This window comes from Streptomyces durocortorensis (assembly GCF_031760065.1).
Classification (GTDB): domain Bacteria; phylum Actinomycetota; class Actinomycetes; order Streptomycetales; family Streptomycetaceae; genus Streptomyces.
Genome location: NZ_CP134500.1, coordinates 6,114,292 through 6,133,544, shown reverse-complemented (window position 1 = coordinate 6,133,544; position 19,253 = coordinate 6,114,292). Strand labels below are relative to the sequence as shown.

General features: G+C 69.1%; 13 protein-coding genes and 2 pseudogenes. 7 read left to right on the top strand and 8 right to left on the bottom strand.

The annotated features are described in order from the left end of the window. Window positions 1-170: 170 nt before the first annotated feature. From RI138_RS27105 to RI138_RS27095, 3 genes and pseudogenes are all read left to right on the top strand, one after another. Complete coding sequence (locus RI138_RS27105; RefSeq protein WP_311121986.1) at window positions 171-743, top strand: LOG family protein; 573 nt, start codon at window positions 171-173, stop codon at window positions 741-743. Window positions 744-930: 187 nt separating this feature from the next. Next, a pseudogene (locus tag RI138_RS27100) lies at window positions 931-1,549 on the top strand (dihydrofolate reductase family protein). 233 nt (window positions 1,550-1,782) lie between these two features. Beyond that, window positions 1,783-3,312, top strand: coding sequence for a helix-turn-helix domain-containing protein (locus tag RI138_RS27095; RefSeq protein WP_096627456.1), 1,530 nt, complete (start codon window positions 1,783-1,785; stop codon window positions 3,310-3,312). Window positions 3,313-3,962: 650 nt separating this feature from the next. Here RI138_RS27095 and RI138_RS27090 read toward each other — a convergent pair. Both RI138_RS27090 and RI138_RS27085 read right to left on the bottom strand, forming a co-directional pair. Then, window positions 3,963-4,355, bottom strand: a complete 393-nt coding sequence (locus tag RI138_RS27090; RefSeq protein WP_311121985.1) for a hypothetical protein — start codon at window positions 4,353-4,355, stop codon at window positions 3,963-3,965. Continuing rightward, window positions 4,355-7,915 (bottom strand): ALF repeat-containing protein, encoded by a 3,561-nt coding sequence (locus RI138_RS27085; RefSeq protein ID WP_311121984.1) that lies wholly within the window; start codon window positions 7,913-7,915, stop codon window positions 4,355-4,357. The genes RI138_RS27090 and RI138_RS27085 overlap by 1 nt, the downstream gene beginning before the upstream one ends. Before the next feature lie 464 nt (window positions 7,916-8,379). On the opposite strand from RI138_RS27085, the gene RI138_RS27080 reads away from it, so the two are divergent. Beyond that, window positions 8,380-8,871, top strand: a complete 492-nt coding sequence (locus tag RI138_RS27080) for a hypothetical protein (protein ID WP_398863819.1) — start codon at window positions 8,380-8,382, stop codon at window positions 8,869-8,871. A 95-nt stretch (window positions 8,872-8,966) separates the two neighbouring features. Here RI138_RS27080 and RI138_RS32550 read toward each other — a convergent pair. The 4 genes and pseudogenes from RI138_RS32550 to RI138_RS27055 form a co-directional block, all read right to left on the bottom strand. Next, window positions 8,967-9,979: pseudogene (locus RI138_RS32550) on the bottom strand (IS630 family transposase); the annotation flags it as partial. 68 nt (window positions 9,980-10,047) lie between these two features. Beyond that, entirely contained in the window at window positions 10,048-10,623 is a 576-nt protein-coding gene (locus RI138_RS27065) for an AMIN-like domain-containing (lipo)protein (protein WP_311121983.1), read from the bottom strand. A gap of 308 nt (window positions 10,624-10,931) precedes the next feature. Next, window positions 10,932-11,381, bottom strand: coding sequence for a spore-associated protein (locus RI138_RS27060; RefSeq protein ID WP_311121982.1), 450 nt, complete (start codon window positions 11,379-11,381; stop codon window positions 10,932-10,934). A 536-nt stretch (window positions 11,382-11,917) separates the two neighbouring features. Continuing rightward, a complete protein-coding gene (locus RI138_RS27055; RefSeq protein WP_311121981.1) occupies window positions 11,918-12,901 on the bottom strand; it encodes a LuxR family transcriptional regulator in 984 nt (327 codons plus the stop codon). A gap of 224 nt (window positions 12,902-13,125) precedes the next feature. Between RI138_RS27055 and RI138_RS27050 the strand changes: the two genes are divergently transcribed. Next, on the top strand, window positions 13,126-14,538 hold the full coding sequence (locus RI138_RS27050; RefSeq protein WP_311121980.1) for an aminopeptidase P family protein: 1,413 nt from the start codon (window positions 13,126-13,128) through the stop codon (window positions 14,536-14,538). A gap of 141 nt (window positions 14,539-14,679) precedes the next feature. Here the strand turns inward: RI138_RS27050 and RI138_RS27045 are convergent, their stop codons facing one another. After that, entirely contained in the window at window positions 14,680-16,110 is a 1,431-nt protein-coding gene (locus RI138_RS27045) for an IS1182 family transposase (RefSeq protein ID WP_449343303.1), read from the bottom strand. Between the two features lie 185 nt (window positions 16,111-16,295). Beyond that, window positions 16,296-16,937 (bottom strand): flavin reductase family protein, encoded by a 642-nt coding sequence (locus RI138_RS27040; protein ID WP_311121979.1) that lies wholly within the window; start codon window positions 16,935-16,937, stop codon window positions 16,296-16,298. Between the two features lie 67 nt (window positions 16,938-17,004). On the opposite strand from RI138_RS27040, the gene RI138_RS27035 reads away from it, so the two are divergent. Both RI138_RS27035 and RI138_RS27030 read left to right on the top strand, forming a co-directional pair. Continuing rightward, window positions 17,005-17,727, top strand: coding sequence for a helix-turn-helix domain-containing protein (locus RI138_RS27035; RefSeq protein WP_311121978.1), 723 nt, complete (start codon window positions 17,005-17,007; stop codon window positions 17,725-17,727). 922 nt (window positions 17,728-18,649) lie between these two features. Continuing rightward, on the top strand, window positions 18,650-19,171 hold the full coding sequence (locus tag RI138_RS27030; RefSeq protein ID WP_311121977.1) for a COG1361 family protein: 522 nt from the start codon (window positions 18,650-18,652) through the stop codon (window positions 19,169-19,171). Window positions 19,172-19,253: the final 82 nt, after the last annotated feature.

The window sequence follows — 19,253 nt, the reverse complement described above, 5'->3', positions numbered from 1 at the left end:
GTGATGGCGGGCACCCCCTCGCTCGCCCATGGGAGTGGCCAGCAGGGAGAAAGCCCCGCTCACAGCCTTACGTGAGCCCGGTCGCCCCTGGTCGATGGTTCGGGCCCGGCCGTCGTGGACACGACCGTGGTAGACCGGACCGTCCACCGCAGCCGTACCCGGGAGTCCGTATGCGCCGCCTCGCCGTCTTCCTCGCCTCGTCCGACGGGCACGACCCCGCCCATGCCGAGCTGGCCGCGCACGTGGGCGGCGACCTGGCGCGCCGCGGGATCGGGCTCGTCTACGGCGGCGGCAGCACCGGACTCATGGGCATCCTCGCGGACTCCGCGATGAAGGCGGGCGGCGAGGTCATCGGCGTCATGCCCCGCGGCATGATCGAGCGGGAGTGGGCGCGCGAGGAGGTCACGGAGCTGGTGATCTGCGACTCGATGCACGAACGCAAGGCCGTCATGGCCGACCGCGCCGACGCCTTCGTCGCGCTGCCCGGCGGACTGGGGACCCTGGAGGAGATCTTCGAGGTGTGGTCCTGGCGTCAGCTCGGCCTGCACGCCAAGCCCGTCGGCTTCCTCGACGCCGGGGGCTTCTGGACACCCCTGATCGGTGCCCTGCACAGCCTCACCGACGCGGGCTTCCTCGCCGCCTCCACCCTGGAGGACCTCGCCGTCGCCCCCGACCTGCCCGGCCTGCTCGAAGCACTGGAGGAACGACTGCGCCGCGCACCGAGGCCCGCGCACGGGGCCTGAGACCCTGCGGCCCCGACCCCCTGAGACCCTGAGTGTCCGCGCCGGGGGTTCGGTGCGACGACTCACAGCAGCGCGGCTCACGAAGGCGCGATGAGTTCGGGGACTCGGAGCGACTACCCCGCGGTGAACGCGTCGGGCGGTTCACTCCTGAGGCGCCACGGCAGGTCGCCACCAGGAGGGCGGCACAGTGGCCGGACGTTCGGGCAGGGCGACCTGCGAGCTCTCGATCTCCCTCGACGGCTACTCGGCCGGGCTCGGCCAGAGCCAGGAGCGCCCGTTCGGCGACGACGCCGGCGACGGCTGGGGCGACCGGCTGGACTCCTGGATGTTCGAGACCCCGGAGCAGCGGCGGGCCGGGCTCGACCTGCTGACGACGGTCGGCGCCTTCGTGACGCGGCGCAATATGTTCGGCCCGGTACGCGGCGCGTGGGACCGGCCGTGGAAGGGCTGGTGGGGCGACAACCCGCCGTACCACGCACCGGTCTTCGTCCTGAGCCACCACCCGCGCGATCCGCAGCCGATGGAGGCGGTACCACGTTCCACTTCGTCACCGAGGGCATCGAATCCGCTCTGCGGCGGGCTCGCGAGGCGGCCGGGGAGCGTGATGTGTCGATCCACGGCGGTGCTACCACCATCAACCAGTACCTCGCCGCCGGCCTGATCGACGAGTTGCGGCTCCACATCCTGCCGTCACCCTCGGTGCCGGCACACGACTGTTCGACGGCGTGCCGTCGCTGGACCTTGAGCAGGTGGAGACGCGGGCCGGGAACGCGGTCACCCATGTGACCTACCGCGTGCTGCCCTGAGGTCGCCGCGAACCGGCGGGACGGCGCAGAGCTCCGCCTCCACAACCGAACGGGGCCACCACGGCCGTACGGGCACTCCAGCCCCGTACGGATGCACAGCCCGCGCCACGTGCGCGCCCCCGGGAGAGCATGGGCCGCGAGTACGAGGGCGCTCGCGGGACCGGTGCACGGCCGTCACTCGAACAGCACACCCCCACAGTAGCCTCATCTCATATCTGAGATAACCTGCCGCCATGTCAGACGACTACCTCGTACGCATCGGCAAGCTCATCCGTGACGCCCGGCAGCACCGGGGCTGGACACAGACGCAGCTGGCCGAGGCGCTCGGCACGAGCCAGAGCGCCGTCAACCGCATCGAGCGCGGCAACCAGAACATCAGCCTTGAGATGATCGCCCGCATCGGTGAAGCCCTCGACAGCGAGATCGTGTCGCTCGGTTACGCCGGGCCCATGCATCTGCGGGTCGTCGGCGGCCGCCGGCTCTCCGGTGCCATCGACGTCAAGACCAGCAAGAACGCCTGTGTCGCGCTGCTGTGCGCCTCGCTCCTCAACAAGGGCCGCACGGTCCTGCGCCGGGTTGCCAGGATCGAGGAGGTGTTCCGGCTCCTGGAGGTGCTCAACTCCATCGGGGTGCGCACCCGCTGGGTCAACGACGGTGTGGACCTGGAGATCGTGCCGCCCGCGGAGCTGGACATGGCGGCGATCGACGCCGACGCCGCGCGCCGCACCCGCTCGATCATCATGTTCCTGGGCCCGCTGCTGCACCGGATGGAGCAGTTCACCCTGCCGTACGCGGGCGGCTGCGATCTCGGCACCCGCACGATCGAGCCGCACATGATCGCGCTGCGCCGGTTCGGCCTGGAGATCGCCGCCACGGAAGGGCTCTACCACGCGCAGGTCGACCGCACCGTCGCCCCGGGCCGCCCCATCGTGCTGACCGAGCGCGGCGACACCGTGACCGAGAACGCGCTGCTGGCCGCCGCCCGCCACGACGGGACGACCGTCATCCGCAACGCCTCCTCCAACTACATGGTCCAGGACCTGTGCTTCTTCCTGGAGGCGCTGGGCGTGCGGGTCGACGGGGTCGGCACGACGACGCTCACCGTGCACGGGGTCCCGCAGATCGACGTGGACGTGGACTACTCCCCCTCCGAGGACCCGGTCGAGGCGATGAGCCTGCTGGCCGCCGCCGTGGTGACCGAGTCCGAACTCACCATCCGCCGGGTGCCGATCGAGTTCCTGGAGATCGAGCTCGCGGTCCTGGAGGAGATGGGCGTCGACTGCGACCGCACCCCGGAGTACGCGGCCGACAACGCCCGCACCCGGCTGGTGGACCTGACCGTCCGGCCCTCCAAGCTGGAGGCGCCGATCGACAAGATCCACCCGATGCCGTTCCCGGGCCTCAACATCGACAACGTCCCGTTCTTCGCGGCCATCGCGGCCGCCGCGCACGGCCAGACCCTGATCCACGACTGGGTCTACGACAACCGCGCGATCTACCTCACCGACCTCAACCGCCTCGGCGGCCGTCTCCAGCTGCTCGACCCCCACCGGGTCCTGGTCGAGGGCCCGACCCGCTGGCGCGCCGCCGAGATGATGTGCCCGCCCGCCCTGCGGCCCGCCGTGGTGGTGCTGCTGGCGATGATGGCGGCGGAAGGCACCTCCGTACTCCGCAACGTCTATGTCATCAACCGCGGTTACGAGGAGCTGGCGGAGCGGCTCAACTCGGTGGGCGCGCAGATCGAGATCTTCCGGGACATCTGACGGGCAGGGTGTTGTGCCCCCTTGAGCCCAGGGAGCACAACACCGCAGCAAGCCACCTGACCTGACAATACTCACCTTCAAGGCTCTTCACTGATCACTGTTGGTTTTCAGTACGTTGTACAACGCACGTGCAAGATGATCTGAATGATTGACGGTGCGTCAGAAGACCTGAGCAGCCATCAGCCTCCACGGAGCGTTGTCGCCGAAGCGGCCTCGTAGCGCCCCCTGTCGGTTGCGTCGCGGCACACAGATCTTGACAGGCACCTCTTCTTTGACGGGTCGGCCGAGTTCCTCGATCCGCGCGGTCAGCTGTGTGATCCACTCCCGTTCCGCTGCGGTCAGCAGAACTGACAAGGCCCAGCTCAGAGACACCTCCTCGATCCAGATCCTTTGGGAACGGACCCGAATCCTCCGCCTCGCCGGGCACTGGCCCTGGACCGATGCGATCACAGGCGCCCTGCAACGGCTCGCGGCCCTGCCGAGCCCCGGCTGCCCAGCAGGGTCCCGTCCCTACGAGCAGCACTGGCCCCGACCGGAACTGTGGAACCCGGCGCCTTCGCGACAGCCGGGCCACCGACCTCCCCGTGATCAGCCCGGACGACCGAAACGGCCCGCCGGAGAATCCGACGGGCCGTCACGAAAGCCCGAGGCTAGGTGCTCTTGGTGAGCACCAGGGACCACGACCCATCCGGCTCGCTGAACGCTACCTTCCCCCCGCCGCGCGCGTAGAGCTGAACACCGGAGACCTCACCGATGCCGCGCTCAGCGATGTTCAGGTAGACGAAGTCCTCGCTGAGGAAGTCGCCTCTGTCCACGAAGTTCCAATCGCCGTGGAAATCGGCGGGGTCGCCGTGCGGGGCCGTCGACAGATCAGTGGCGGTGAACGTGCCGTCGGATTCAAGCCGGATCTCACCGCCGGTCTCATCGTTGCGGTACAGACCGGGCAGGTCTTCGGCGTCGACCCGAGCCGTGCAGCCCGCGGTGAGTACTGCGGAAGCGGCCAGCGCGGCGGCGAACCAACGTCCTCCTGTCAGCTTGCGCACTACGGCCCCAGCGTGACGTTGAACTCGACCAGCACGGTCATGGTTGACCCTGGTCCTGAATCGCCGCTGACCCAGTCGATCAGACCATTGATGGCCTTGCCGGCGGACTCTTTGTACCAGTCCTGGTACCCGATGATCGGCGGGCGGGTTGCGGACTCCGCGCTCTGCTCGCTGTACGCCGTGTACCGCCACACCACGCTGCCGTCCGCGTTCTCCCGGATGGGGGTCATCCGGATCTTCTGTGAGCCCATGAACGCGTACGCGTGGTTTCCGGTGTACCCGGTCAGCCATTCGTCTCCTGGTTGCGTGACCCCCATGTCCCTGAGCCACTTCAGGCCCTGGACGCCGCCGAGACTGTAGTCGTACATGTACGTGTGGCCCAGCTCGTACTTCCCGGTGCGCACCCAGTCCGTGAGGAAGAACTCGAGCGTCTCCTGCGTGTGCGGGTGTGCGCGGTAGAGGCTGGTGAACTCGTCGTTCGGGCCGAAACACTGGGACCGATCGCCGCCTCCCGTGAGCCAGCTCCACCCCAGCTCCCACGGTGTAGCGCCGTTTCCGGACGGGATGGGCTTGCCGAACGGCGTCAGACAGCTCTCGGCTCCGGGCGGAAGTTCGCCGTCGTCGTCGCCGATGGGAACGCTCGCATTGTCGATGGCGTTCTGGATCGCCTGGCGCACCGCGGCCTGGATCACAAGAACGTAGGCCTGGGTTGCGGCCTGCGCGGCGGAGACTGCGTCCTTGCCGGCTTCGATTGCCTGCTTGCGGGCTGTCGTTGCCGAGATCGCGGCGTCCGTGGCGTAGCGCGCGGCGGTCTCGGCGGACCGCACGGCTCGAGTCGCGGCCTGGCGTGCCACGCGGCTTGCCTTGAGTGCCGCGGCGGCTGCGTTGCTCGCGATCTGGGCGGACTTCGCCGCTTCGGCCGCGGACCGCTCGGCGGCATCGGCGTTGTCACGTGCTTCCTGTGCAGACTTCGCCGCATCCTTGGCATACCCCTTGGCGAGGTTGGCCCACTCAGTCGCTTTCTCAGCGGCCTGGCGTGCGATGGCGGCAGCCTCGGAGGCGCGGGCCGCGTCCTCCTGCGCATTCGCCGCGATCTTGGCCGCGCGTGCGATCGACGCACGTACCGCGCTGATGTGCGTGGCGCGATCGTGGTCGATCCGCGCGAAGTCGTACTGAGTGGTGGCGATGAACTGGCGGAGCATGAAGGTGTCGCCCTCGAGCGCGATCTGCGCCGCCGCCTTGGTGTAAGGGCCTCCGGTTGCGAGGAGCGTCGACGCGGCCACCTGGTCGTCCTCGCGTACGGCCGCCTCGCGGCCGACCCACAGGAAGGTGTGCACGGCCTCGGCGGTCCCCGCGTCCAGTGCGGCCGATGCCTCGCTTCGCACCCTCGTGCCGCTGCTGGGATCGGCCAGGATCCTGGCCACCTCGACCCGGTTGTCATCAGCGGCTGCCTCGACCGCTCCGGTCTCCAGGAATGCCTTGATCTTGGCGTGGTCTTCGGTCTTCAGAACCTCCGCGGCCGCCGTGGCCACGGCCTGCGTCGACATTGCGGCGAGCGCCGCGACGTTTTCGACGTTGTCCTGCTGCTCCGCGAGGACGCGGTCGGTCGAGATCCAGTTGACGACGTCCTGGTCCGAACCGGACAGCGCGTACTCCGCCGCCTGACGGGTCCAGGTCCCCGGGCCGTCCAAGAGGCGGACCGCCGCCTTGCGCCCGGCCGCCGCGGCCTGCTCGATGGTTCCGTTCTGCAGTGCTGATTCCGCAGAGCTGATGACTGCCCGGAGCTCTTCGGAGAGGCGTGCTTCCTGGGTCCGCTCCCGGTTGAACCGTTCGAGCTCGTTCGACTCCGCTTGCGCCGCGAGTCGTGCCTGCTCGATCGCCTCGCTGGTCTCCTCGGCCAGACTCTCGGCTTCGGCCTGGCGGGCCGCCGCTTCGACATCCCGCGCCTTGACGACCGCGGCGGCGGCGGCATTCGCCGCCTCGACAGCGGCGTTGGCGGCCAGCGTGGACCGGTTGGCGTAGTCGACCGCCTCACCGGCGTGGGCGGCCGCTTCCTTGGCCGCGGCCGCGGCCTTCTCGGCGTGATCGGCGGCGCTGTTGGCCGCGTCACGCGCCGTGCGGGCAGCGGCGGCCGCCTGCCCGGCCAGGTTCCGCGCCCTGCCCGCCGCCTGGGTCGCCCTGGCCGCGGCGGCATCCGCCTCGGCGGCGGCCCGCTTCGCGGCATTGGCCTCGGACTGGGCTGCTCCAGAGGCCACGGCTGCGTCGGCCGCCGCGCCGGCGGCCGCGGCCGCGTTGACCGCCGCGCTGCGGGCGGCGTCGCCCGCCCGCACCGCCGCGTCGCCGGCCAAGGCCGCGAGGTCTGCCTTGGCGGCCACCGTGCGTACGAATTTCACCAGCTTCAGCGCGACGTCCGCCGCCGCGCTGGCCACGCCCGCCATCGCCCTGTCCTTGGAAGCGGCGATCGCCGCACGATACGCGTTCGCCGCAGCGCGTCCCGCCAGTGCCGCTGCCGCGGCAGCGGCATTGGCGGCAGACACCGCACGCTGTGCGGCGGACTGTGCCGTCCGTGAGGCCGACACCGCGGTCGACGCGGCCGCGGCCGCGCCCTTGGCCGCCTGCGCGGCCTTCCCTGCCGCCTTGGCCGAGCGTGCGACATCCTGCTCGGCGGCCAAGGCCTCGGCCTTGGCCTCCAATGCCGAGGCTTTCGCCTTCTCGGAAGCATTGACTGCCTGATGGGACAGCTCGACAGCCTCGTCGGTCATCAGACCGGCGCGGCGCCCTTCCTTCTCCACGACGTCGACCAGCTGCTGGATCGTGGCCGCTTCCTCGTCGCGTGCCCGGGCGATGTACTGACCCGTCTCCAGGAACCACCGGATGGCCCTGGCCGATCCGTCGTCCAGGGCCCGACTCGCGTACTCACTCACCTGTGGTGACGCTGAGGCGAGAATGGTCGCCACCTGCACACGATCGTCCTCCTCCTGTGCGGTGTACCGCCCGTCACTGAGGAAGGCGCGCAACGCGAAGGAGGAATCGGTGTCCAGTGCGGCGGATCCCGCACGCTTCACAGCCTTGGAACCATGGGCCTGGACCGTACCTACGGCCACCCTGAGATCCTCGTCCACTGCGGTCTGAAAACCGCCCTGGAGGAGGGCCTCGACCGCTGCGTCCCCGCTGGACAACGCCGCACCAATGGCGTTGCGCGTCGCCGGGCCCGCTGTGACCAGGGACTCCGCGAGCGCGAACCTGTTGTCCTCGGCCCAGGCCACAGGTGCCTTCTGGTCGAGGAACTCGGTTATGTCCGCGCCGGAGCCCGTCAGCGCAGCGACCGCCGCGGTGCGGACGGCCCGGCGTCCCGATCTGTACGCCCAGACCACCTTGCCCCGGTCGGTATCCGGAAGACCGGCCCCCTCAGGCACCGCCGCCGTGACACCGGAACCGCTTGCCGCGTACGCCTTGCGCGTGCCGAACACACCAGCGGACAGCACGCTGCCGGCCGCCACCCCTGTGAAGATGGCTAGCGTCTGACGCCTGCTGAACACTCGCCGTGAATGCTGCGGCATCACGACTCCTTTCCACTCTGACTGTTTCCATCCGGCCTGCGCTCGCCCCGATGGTGCGACACAGTGCCGCGCACCTGCCGTGTCGCCCAGACAGATCCACAAATACCTCGTCTGCACTGCAGTGGCGTTGAGGCGGCATGATTCCAACATCCATTTGCTCACACGTCAATTGGCGAACAATACGGGGCGCTTCACTCCGGTTTCACCCGTTGTCGCCATTCCGATTTCTCAGGGAATGACCTCGGTCGTTCATGGCGGGATCGTCAGGCCGGGCCTGACCTGCACCAGGCTGCCCAACTTGCAACTTCATTTATTCCAGGGGGATTTGCGAGGAGGGGTGGACAAAGATCAACTAGCAGGCTTTGATTGCGACGCCGAGGAGGCTCCCGGAGCGCGTGCGGAGCTCCCTCGGGCACACTTTCAGTCATGCCGTCCGGCATTAGGTCACGTGGAGGAGAACACCTGTGAAGTTCATTACTCGACTCGTTGCGACGGCCTGTGCCGCCGCGACCGGCGCCACCATCTGGGCGGTCGGCGCACACCAGGAGGTCGCGTCCGCACTTGTTGCGAGCGAAGCTCCGCCGGTTGCCGTGGAGGACTTCAACTACCCCGGGGCCGACAAGATCCTGGCCGAGAAGGGCATCGTCCTGAAGCGCGGCGACGGCCACATCATCTACGCCGACTGCGCGAGCGAGACCGGCCTCCTGGAGATCCTCGCGCGAGACAAGGGGAAGGTCTGCTTCCGGGTCACCGGCAACTCCGGCTGGCTGACCCTGGAGATCCCCTCCGTCTACTTGATCAAGGGCAGCGCCGAGCACGAGGCGCAGGTCGACATGACGGTCGACGCCGAGGAGAAGTCCTTCGATGTGGCCAAGGGGCAGTGGACCCCGGTGGGCGAGAGCGCCGACGAACAGGGTCGCGAGCACATGCTCGTCGAGATCAGGACGTCCAGGTAACGACCCACGCCCACCATCGAACCGGGCCTGATTCCGGGTCCTCGTAAGGGCGCACATGTGTCCACACCTCCCAGGCGCCAAGGGCATTGAGAAGTGCTGTGGTACTGGATGTGCCGCAGGCCGCGCCGGATGCGCTGGACGAGGTGTTCGGGGGTGCTGAAGGCGACGTTGGAGAGCCAGCCGCGTCGCAGGAGGGACCAGATTCCTTCGACTGGGTTGAGGTCGGGTGCGTAGGGCGGCAGGTAGTAGGTGGTGAGCCAGTCCCGGGTTTCGGTGAACTCCCGCAGACCGGCGGCCTTGTGGACGTTGAGGTTGCCCCAGACGAGCACGATGGGGCCGTCGAGCTGTTGGTGGGCGGCGATCAGCAGGTCCCGGTAGTCGCGCCAGGAGAAGCTCTTGCGCCCGTCACGTTGGCCGTCGTCCCGGCGCGGCCGGTAGATCAGCCGGGACCGGTGGCCAGGTTTGTAGCAGGTCAGCGCGGCGATGGGTATCCGTCTACGGGAACGGCCACGGACCCGCACCACCGGGGTCCGGCCGCGCTGCGACCAGGTCTTCGCCTGCGGCGGCGTCATGGAGAATCCGGCCTCGTCCTCGAAGACGAGCCAGGCTCCACGGGCCGCCGCGAGCCTTCCGCGCGGGGCCACACCTCCTTGACCCACCCCGCGACTTCACCATCGTTCCGCTCCATGGCACGACGGGCCGGGACCTGGCAGGACCAGCCGTTGCGCACCAACAGCTTGCGCACACCCTGGACCGTGTACGTGAGGTGGAAGCGCCGGCCGATCACCGTCTTGACCCGGGCCGGCGTCCAGCGCTGGTCCTCCCAACCATGCGCGGTCGGCCCCTTGGCCGGCTCCGCCTCCAGCTGCGTGAACTGCTGATCGCTCAGCCTTGGCAGGGACGCCGACCCCTGCGACCGCAGGGATCGCGGGCCGCCCTCGGCTCACGCGTGACGCCATCGCTGGACCGAGCGGACACTGACCAGCAGATCTCTGGCGATCGCGGTACTGCCCTCGCCCCGGGCGAACCGCTCGGCCGCCTGGAGCCGTAACCCTTCGCGGAACAGCTGCCGTTCGGCGGTCAGCCCGCCCCCTTGTGGATACCGCATGACTCCGGTGATACCGCAGCCACCTGCCAGCCGTCACCCCTACGACACCACGAGTTCAGCCTCAGTAGCTATCTCGTCCAGCTGTGGGCCACGTCGACCACAACGCGGTCCTCCAACTGGATCACGCGGAAAGGCAGTCGGGCACGCACGCCGACACCGACCTGTGTCTCGCCTTCGAAGGTGCTGCCGAACCGTGTGTCCCGGAAGGTGCTGTACCCACTGACGTTCACACCGGGCAGGGGCTCACCGGCCTTGCCCGGGTAGGTCCACACGCCGGCCTCCACGTCGTAGCTCCACCCGCCGACACGGATATCGAGGATCGCTCCGCCGTCGACCGGTATGTACTCCCCTGAGGGGCGCGCGTAGAGCCGGTCTACGTACTGGACCTGGTAGTCGATCTGATCGCCGCCGCCGGGCACGTCGAACACGATGCGGTCATAGCACTCATGCTGTCCGGTCCTGATGTTCTCCAGGTGATCGACCCCCATGGCCGAACCGCCCTTGGCCCCGCTGCCCCAGCCCGTCGGACAAGCCGCAACCGCGCGCGCTCCCTCCGACGGGGCCGCGCTCGCGGTGCCCGCCGTCATTCCCAGCGTGGCACCCGCCAGTACGAGCACCGCCACAGTCGCTCCGATACGCCGCATCTGTCTTCCCCTTCGATCGCGCCTGGTCGTCGTTGATCGCATGTGATGCCGAGGGTGGTCAGTGGGCGCCAGGTCCGAGCTTCCTCGGTTGTTCGTGATCCGCTCGACTGCAGCGTGCCTTCGCGGCAGTGCCCCGCGTGGGAACGTGTTGCTCCATGGCACCGGAGAGACTTTGAAGCACCATCGCCGTGTCCTCCGTCTCGCCCTGCCAGGATCCAGCCGGGTCCTGGCAGGGCAGGCAGACACGCTGCGGGATTGCAGTGCGTGGGGTTGCAGGCACCCCGCCCCTCACGACCGGGACAGGCTGGTCAGCGGATGGTGGTGACCTTGTGCTCCTTCAGGGAGGCGCAGTTGGAGCCGGTCACCCGCACATGCACGTTGGCGATGCGGCCGCCCCAGTCGACGCAGTGGCCCTTGCCGTAGACGGAGACCGGGCCGGCGTACGACGTGAACAGTCCTTCGTCCTCGGCGTACTCGGTGGTGTCGTCGACGTAGATCCATGCGCCCGTCTCCAGCGCGGTGCCCGGGTTGGAGCGGATCGTCGTGACGCAGTTCTTGCCGCTGGTCGGGTTGTACGTCAGGTAGACCGTGCCGTACGAGCCGACAGGAGCCGAGTTGACGGTCCGGTAGCCGCTCCCGCAGACCTCCTGCGGTGTGGTGTTCGGCGCGGCCGAGGCTGGGACCGCCAGAGCAGTCACACCCCCAGCAGCCAGAGCCACCACCGCGGTACCGGCCAGAACAGAACGAATGAAACGCATGCATCTCCCTCGTAGTCCTTCGGAACCCTGCACTCTCGAGAGATATGACACACACCCCACCCGAATAGTTGTACACACCCACAAGATCCCAAGAGGACTGCGTGTTGTGGCGCAGCAGGCGGCATCTCACCCCATTTCCGACCCCGACGCCGCCTCCTCACCGCCCCCGACCACTGCTCAGCCCCACCACACTGAGACACAACCCCAGCCGACCACTTCGCCGACCTGGAGGGCTCCGCCCTGGCCCACCTGGCCTCGGGCACGTTCACCGCGAACGCCGCCCGGCTCACACTGGCGCCACCGCCTACAACCTCACCCGCGCCGCGGCCCCGGTCCCGCCGTCAGTTTGTCCCACGCCCGCGCGTAGCCCAGCGCGGGAAACAGGGCCAGAGGGGGCAGGAACTACACCCCTTCCACGAAAACACCGGCGGCGGGCGCGGGGGCGACAACGAGCAGGTCGCCCACAACAGCGCGCTCGCGCACACCTATCTGTGGCAGCGGCTCACGGGAGCGGAGGCGTCGACCACTCCTCGGACTCACAGCCACCCCGACCGCTGCGCCTGCAGCGCCAGCTGGAACCGGCTCGTAGCCCCGAGCTGGGCCATCAGGACCTGCACCCTACGGAAGAGCGTACGACGGCTGACGCCGATCTCCCGGGCGATCACATCGTCGCTCGCGCCGGCCGCGAGCAGCCGGAGCAGACGTCGGTCGGCGGGCAGCAGCCCCGCAGGCCGGGCCGAACGGCCGTGGAACGGCAGCGCGTTCTGCCAGGACTGCTCGAACAGCGCCACGAGCGCGGAGAGCAGGCCGCACGGCTGCACGACCAGCATCGTGTTGTACACATCCGTCTCCTTGATCGACAGGGCGACCAGGGCGTACGCGTCGTCGATGATCACGAGCTTGACCGGCACCGACGGAAGGACCCGCGCCTGCTCGCCGGCCTCGATGCACGGCTCGATCGAATTCTCCAGCTGCCCTGGATGCTCCAGGGACTCCCGCGAGTACACAACCCGCTGGGTCACTCTGCGCGCGAGCGTGGCCAGTGCGTCGTCCATGGCGCCCACGACCGGAAAGTACGGCGGTGAGTCGAACTGCCGGATCTGCTCCCGGGCGCTCATCCACGCCTGACGCATCCGGAGCCCGATGGCGTCACCGGTCACGACCTCCACCAGAGGATCGTGATACCCGGCGAGCCGCTGCCGCCGGAACGACTCGAACGCGCCCCCGACTGTGATCCGGGACTCGTCGAGTTCGGCCGCCCGGCGCCGCCCGAGGATCTCCAGGCCCACGGCCGGTGGCACCGGCGCCACGACGGCGGAACCCTCCTCCGCGGTGCTCGCCAGACCGCAGTCGACCAGCTCGCGGTACGCCTCCGCCAGCGCCTCGTCCCCGAGCCCGGCCGCGGCACCGATCGAACTCAGCGGCGCTGGCCCGCACTCCAGGAGCGTCCGGTAGGTCCGGGCGCCCTCCCGACTTATGCCCAGATACCGGAGTGCCTCGCCGAGTTTCTCATTCGCCATACACCGATTATCGACGTCTTCGATTCGGGGGCCGCCGGTCCCGCCCGCTCGTGTGCCGTGACGGGCCTGAGGGCCGAACTCCGCCTGGCCGCCACGCCAGATACCGGAGTGGCCGATCCGTGCCACTGGCGGACTTCGGCAACCGGCGCCCACGTCGCGGAGTACCTTCCGGTGGTCGCCGGCCCGCGGCGGTCGTGGAACTCATCCGGAAGAAGGTGCAGGACGTGGCGAAGGGTCGCAAGAACAGCCTCTACCAAGACGTCTCCGAGGAGCTCTCCACCCTGATGAGGTCGGGGTGGGCGGACACCGAGCGGCACGGGCTGCAGCCCGACGAGCAGGCCCCGTACGCAGCCCGCCGCCGCGCCGTGCTCTCCGCGCGCTTCCCCGGCGAGCGCCTCGTGATCCCCTCCGGCTACCTCAAGACCCGCTCCAACGACGACACGTACCCCTTCCGCCCGTACACGGGATACGTGCACATGACCGGCGACCAGGCACGCGACGGCGCCCTCGTGCTCGAACCCCGCGCGGGCGGCGGCCACGACGCCTACTGCTACCGGCTGCCGCGCGACAGCCGCGCCAACGACGAGTTCTGGATCGGCTACACGGCCGAGCTCTGGATGGGCCGGCGCCGCTCGCTCGCGGAGGCCGAGGTCGTCCTCGGGCTGCCCTGTCGCGACGTACGCACGGCGGTCGACGACCTGGCTGCCACCACCGGCGTCCCCACCCGGATCGTCCGTGGCATCGACCCGGCCTTCGAGGCCGCGGTCACCACGGACCAGGAGCGCGACGACGAGCTGGAGGAGGCGCTCTCCGAACTCCGGCTCATCAAGGACGCGTGGGAGATCGGCGAGATGCGCAAGGCTGTCGACTCGACCGTCCGCGGGTTCACCGACTGCGTCGGCGAGCTGTCGCGGGCCGTCGCGTCCTCCGAGCGGTGGATCGAGGGCACCTTCTTCCGCCGGGCGCGCCTGGAGGGCAATGCTGTCGGATACGGCTCCATCTGCGCCGCCGGTGACCATGCCACGATCATGCACTGGACGGAGAACGACGGCCCGGTCCGGCCCGGCGAGCTGCTGCTGCTCGACGCCGGCGTGGAGACCCGCTCCCTCTACACCGCCGACGTCGCCCGCACACTCCCGATCGGCGGCACGTTCGCCCCGGTCCAGCGCCAGGTGTACGACGCGGTGTACGAGGCGCAGGAGGCCGGCATGGCCACGGTCACGCCGGGTGCACCGTACCGCGACTTCCACGAGGCGGCCCAGCGTCACCTGACGGCGCGACTCGTCGAGTGGGGCTTCATCAAGGGCCCCGTCGACCGTGCGTACGCCCTGGGTCTGCAGCGTCGCTTCACGATGGCCGGCACCGGGCACATGCTCGGCCTGGACGTCCACGACTGCGCGCAGGCCCGCTCGGGGGAGTACGTCGACGGCATCCTCGCGCCGGGCATGGTGCTCACGGTCGAGCCGGGACTGTACTTCCAGCCCGACGACCTGACCGTGCCGCAGGAGTGGCGAGGCATTGGCGTCCGGATCGAGGACGACCTGGTCGTCACGGAGGACGGCCACGAGAACCTGTCGGCGGGCCTCCCCCGCTCCTCGGCCGAGGTCGAATCCTGGATGGCCCGCGTCGCGGGCTAGGAGCCTGGGTCAGTAACGGGCAAATGGCCGGGTGGTCAGGGTCGGCGGGATCGGTCACGGTTGCCCGCCCGGCGGCCTGCTGACCTGAGCCCGGGGCCTCCTGGGCCCCTGGATGGTTCAGAGGGGGCCTGGGCGGGCCGGTCACCCGGTCGCTGCGGCGAGTCCGGTGGTTGCGGTGTGTCGGAAGATCTTGAGGAGGTTGTGGCAGGCGGCCAGTAGTCGCCACTCTCCTCGGGCGCCGTCTTCGCCGCGGAGCATGAGCCGGCGGCCGTTCTCGCAGGTCATGATCTGTCCGAAGACGGGTTCGACGATGGCCTTGCGGCGGCTGTATGCGTTGCGGCCGGGTTTGGTCCGCAGCTTGCGGGCCATGCGTTCCTTCAGGGTGGCGTTCTTGGGGATGCGTCCGCGTGGTGCGGGCGGGACCTGCTCGTCGTGGGCGAGTCTGCCGTTTGCCATGAACGTGTCGATACCGCAGGTGAGTTGGCGCTCTTTTGCGGCTTCGAGATTCGTCTCGGAGCAGTATCCGGCGTCGACCAGTGCCTGCCTCGGGTGGATACCGGTGTTCGCCGCGCACTGGTCGAGCATCGTGGTGTAGTTCAGGGCGTCCGAGGCGTTCGTGGTCACGTTGGCGGTGGTGATGACCTGGTGGGCCTCGCCGACGACGGCCTGGGCGTTGTAGGCCTGGCTGTAGGCGCCGGCGCCGTTCTTCATGATCCGGGAGTCGGGGTCGGTGAAGTTGGCCTGTGCCTTCGGTTTGGGACGGGCCTTCGCTGCGGCCTTGTGCCCGGCCTCGGTGACGGCCGGCTCGTCGTCGGCGCCGCCGCCGCGTTCTTGACGGCGGCGTTCCTTCTCCTCGGCGTGCGCGCGTGCTTTATCGGCGGCCTCGGCCTCGATCTGGGCGCGGGCGGCCTGCATCCGCGCGAGGCGCTTCTCGCGGCGGTCCAGCTCGGCGGGCAGGTCGGTCTCCTTGCCGTCGATGCCGAAGAGCCGGTCCTCGGCCGCGTCGCTCGATTCGGCGTCGGCCAGCAACGCGGCTGCCATCGATTCCAGTTCGGCGATCTCGGCCTCGACGCGTTCCTCCTTGTCGACCAGTCGGCCGTAGCTCATCGCCTTGTGCCTGGAGGCGCTTGCCTGGAGCTTCGTGCCGTCCAGGGCGACGCGGCCCATCTTGTCCATGCCCAGCTTCTGGGCCAGGTGCAGGGACCGGGTGAACAGGTCGGCGAGTGCGTCCAGGTGGCGGCGGCGGAAGCGGGAGACGGAGCGGAAGTCCGGGGCTTGGCCGACGGCCAGGAACCGGAACGCGACGTCGTCGGCGCACTTGCGCTCGATCGCCCGGGAGGGTCGGACGCCGGTGGTGTAGCCGTAGATCAGCAGGCGCACCATCAGGCGCGGATCGTGGGGCGGGAAGCCGCGCTTCTCGGTGTAGCCGGCCAGGATCGGCCCCAGATCGAGCACGTCATCGACCAGGTCGGCGACGAACCGGGCCAGGTGCCCCTCGGGCAGCCAGTCGTCCAGCGACGGCGGCAGCAGCAGCGCCTGATGCGGGTCGAACGCCCGGAACCGCTTGTCCACCGCCGCCGGACCACCCCGCGGCTGCTGCTTCTCGACCGGCTCGACCTCGAACAGCCCATCCCCACCACGCATACCGGCATTATTCAGTATGAATGCCCGCGAACCGAGGGTGAGCCGCCGGGTGATGGTCCGCGCTCAATCTCCTCGCTTGTCCCATGGCTCTTCGCGGTGGACCACTGACTTAGTCAGACTGTCTGGGAGCGGAAGCTGTGGCCCAGTTCGGGGCCGAGTCCGTAGTAGTGGCGAAAGTTGTAGATCAGCGGGCTCCACGCGGCTGGGTCGATGTGCTGGGAACCGGAAACGACGATCCGGGGATCAGCGTGCACCTTGAGCACACGGGCTTCGACGATGAGGAACTCTCCAGAGACATCGGGTTGGGCCCGGGCAACGCGGGCTTCCAACTGCATCGGGCATTCGGCGACGCGAGGCGGCCGAACCAGCTCGGAGGGCTGAGGCCGCAAGCCGGCGGCGGCGAACTTGTCCGGCTCGAAACGGAAGGAACCACGTTTGCCCACGGGTACCGGGGTGCGCCCGGTCAGCGGCGCCAATCGTTCTACCGCCGGCCACTGTGTGGGCGCGGGGAGGTTAACCACCAGATCACGGCGGCTGCGGAGATTATGTGCGGTCTGTCCATCAGCGCCAAGACCGAGGACGATCACGTGGCCCAGAGCCCAGGCCGAGGACATCGGCGCAAGGTTGAAGGAGCCGTTCTCGTTCTCTGTGGAGAGCAGCACGACCGGCGTTCCGAAGTACAGGATGCTCGGCGTGACGGTCACGTGTTCGGAGGACAGGTCGGTGGGCACGCTGCTGGGCGTAGCGGTGTTCATGGGGCCGACCGTAGACCTGCGATCCTTCGGCGGCCGCCGAAGGATCGCAGGTAGACAATGGACAGCGATGAACAGCCATGACGCTCACGTCGAGGGCCCCGACCTGGCCGCCCTGGCCGCACTGCTGGCCGACGGCACCCGGGCCAACTTCTGCCTGGCCCTTCTGGACGGCCGTGCATGGACCGCGATCGAGTTGGCGCGCTATGCCGGAGTGGCCGCCTCGACGGCGACCGGGCACTTGAACCTCCTGGTCAGCGGAGGACTGCTCACACAGGAGCGCCAAGGCCGCCATCGCTACGTTCGCCTGGCCGACCCCGACACGGCCGAACTGATCGAGAAGCTTGCCTCGATGGCGCCTCGACGCGCCGATCCGCCCCGCTCGCTGCCCGCTGTCAACCGCAGCCGGGCGCTGGCCCGCGCCCGCACGTGCTACGACCATCTCGCCGGCGCTCTCGGGGTCGCGATCACCGAGGCGATGACCGATCGGGGGCTGCTGGACTGGGAGCAGGGACTGACTCTCACGAGCGACGGGACCACCTGGCTTGCTGAACTCGGCATCGCACAACCGCCCGCCACGCGACGCCCGCCGGTTCGCTCGTGCCTGGACTGGACAGAACGCCGCCCCCACCTGGCTGGCGCCGTCGGCGCCGCCCTATGCCGTCACACCTTCGACGCTGGCTGGATCACTCGGATCGGCACAAGCCGCGCCGTCGCTCTCACCGACACCGGCAAGCGCGCGCTCAAGGACCACCTCGGTCTGGTTGACGAGACGCAGACTCCGGTCAGGTGAACACCAGCCCCCTGGGCCGGACACTACGGCTACCCGCGTTTCAGGCGACACAGCCCGTCTTCCGTTACTGACCCACGCTCCTGGCCTCGCGCTTTCAGTGCGACGTGAAGTCGCTGTCATGCAGTGGTAGTTGCAAGGGGAGGAGTCAACTACTGCGGCCTGTGACCGACGGCCGGTCCCCAGTCTCGGGCGCGTCTGCGGTGACGCGGGGGTGCTGAGCCGAGGTGGTCGAGCTCAACCCTGGCATGGGAAGACACCGAGAAGGTCCGTGCCGAACTTCCCGACCGCTACAAGGCACTCGTCTACTGCGGTCGCGGCCTGGGCCTTCGTCAACCTGGCAGGAGCACCGCCATGTCGGACACCGAAGCGCTCACTCACGCCGACCGCGTCGAGGACGAGGCCCACCGCCAACATGAGCAACGCCGGGCTGACGCCTCCCGTGCACAGGTCTCGCCCCGGTACGCACCGCACTCGCGGGGAGGGAGGCGATGATGCCGATCAGAACGTTCAGGCCGATGGCGCAGATCCCCAGGAACGAATCCGCCAGGAGAGTGCAGCGGGCACCCGGATGACGAGCGACGCGCCGATGAACGCGGCCAGGGTCAAGGCCCGCCCGGGAAGGCCCCGGATGTGGTGCCCGAAGGCGGGTGCGGCGGGTGCCGGTCCACACCCCCGCACGGATCGCGAGCCCTCGGAATTCGCCATTGACCTCGCGACCCGTGTCATCCGGCAGGGCAGCGCGTGGCGACTCTCCGTATCCGCACAACATCATGGCGTTGTCGTGCGGGAACAGCCCTCCGCACCACCGCGCGAAGACGGCCGCACAAGACCTTCACCGTCCAATCGCTTTCAGCCGCACCGTGCCCACGGTGCGGCTCCGGGTGCAGACGGTGCGCGTGGACCGCGCCTACTCTCCCCGGCCATGAGATCCACTCGCACGAGACGCCTCGGTCTCGCCACGGTCATCGCCCTCGCGCTCTTCGGCCTGGCGCCCTCCGCGAGCGCCGCCGACCCGGCCCCGGCCGAACTGTCGTTCACGACCGACGCCGCCACCACCACGCCCGGCGGTGCGGTGAACCTGTCGATGACGATCAAGAACAATCAGACGTACGACATCTGGTTCATCCACCAGTCCATCGACCCGACCTGGCTGACCACCCAGCGCCCCGACCTCAAGTACAGCTTCGTCGGCTGCAGCCTGGCGACGGACGCCGGGGCCGTCCCGTGTTCCGGCACCGGGCCGGCGAACCTCGGCGGCAACTACGGCACCACCATCCCGCCCGGCCAGAGTCGTACCGTCACCCTGACCTTGCAGGTCGCCGCCGACTCCGGCTGCAACGGCAACATCGGCTTCTACTCCTACTTCTACGCGGAGTTCAGCGACAGCAGCAGCCACAGTGGCGGCCCGGCCTACACGCCCGAGACCCGCGTGCTGTGCGCGTGACCGCACCCCCACTCCCCCCGAGGGGCACGCATCCCCGCTGAGCGGGACCTCATGGACGAAGGCGGCGGCCGGCCCCTGCTTC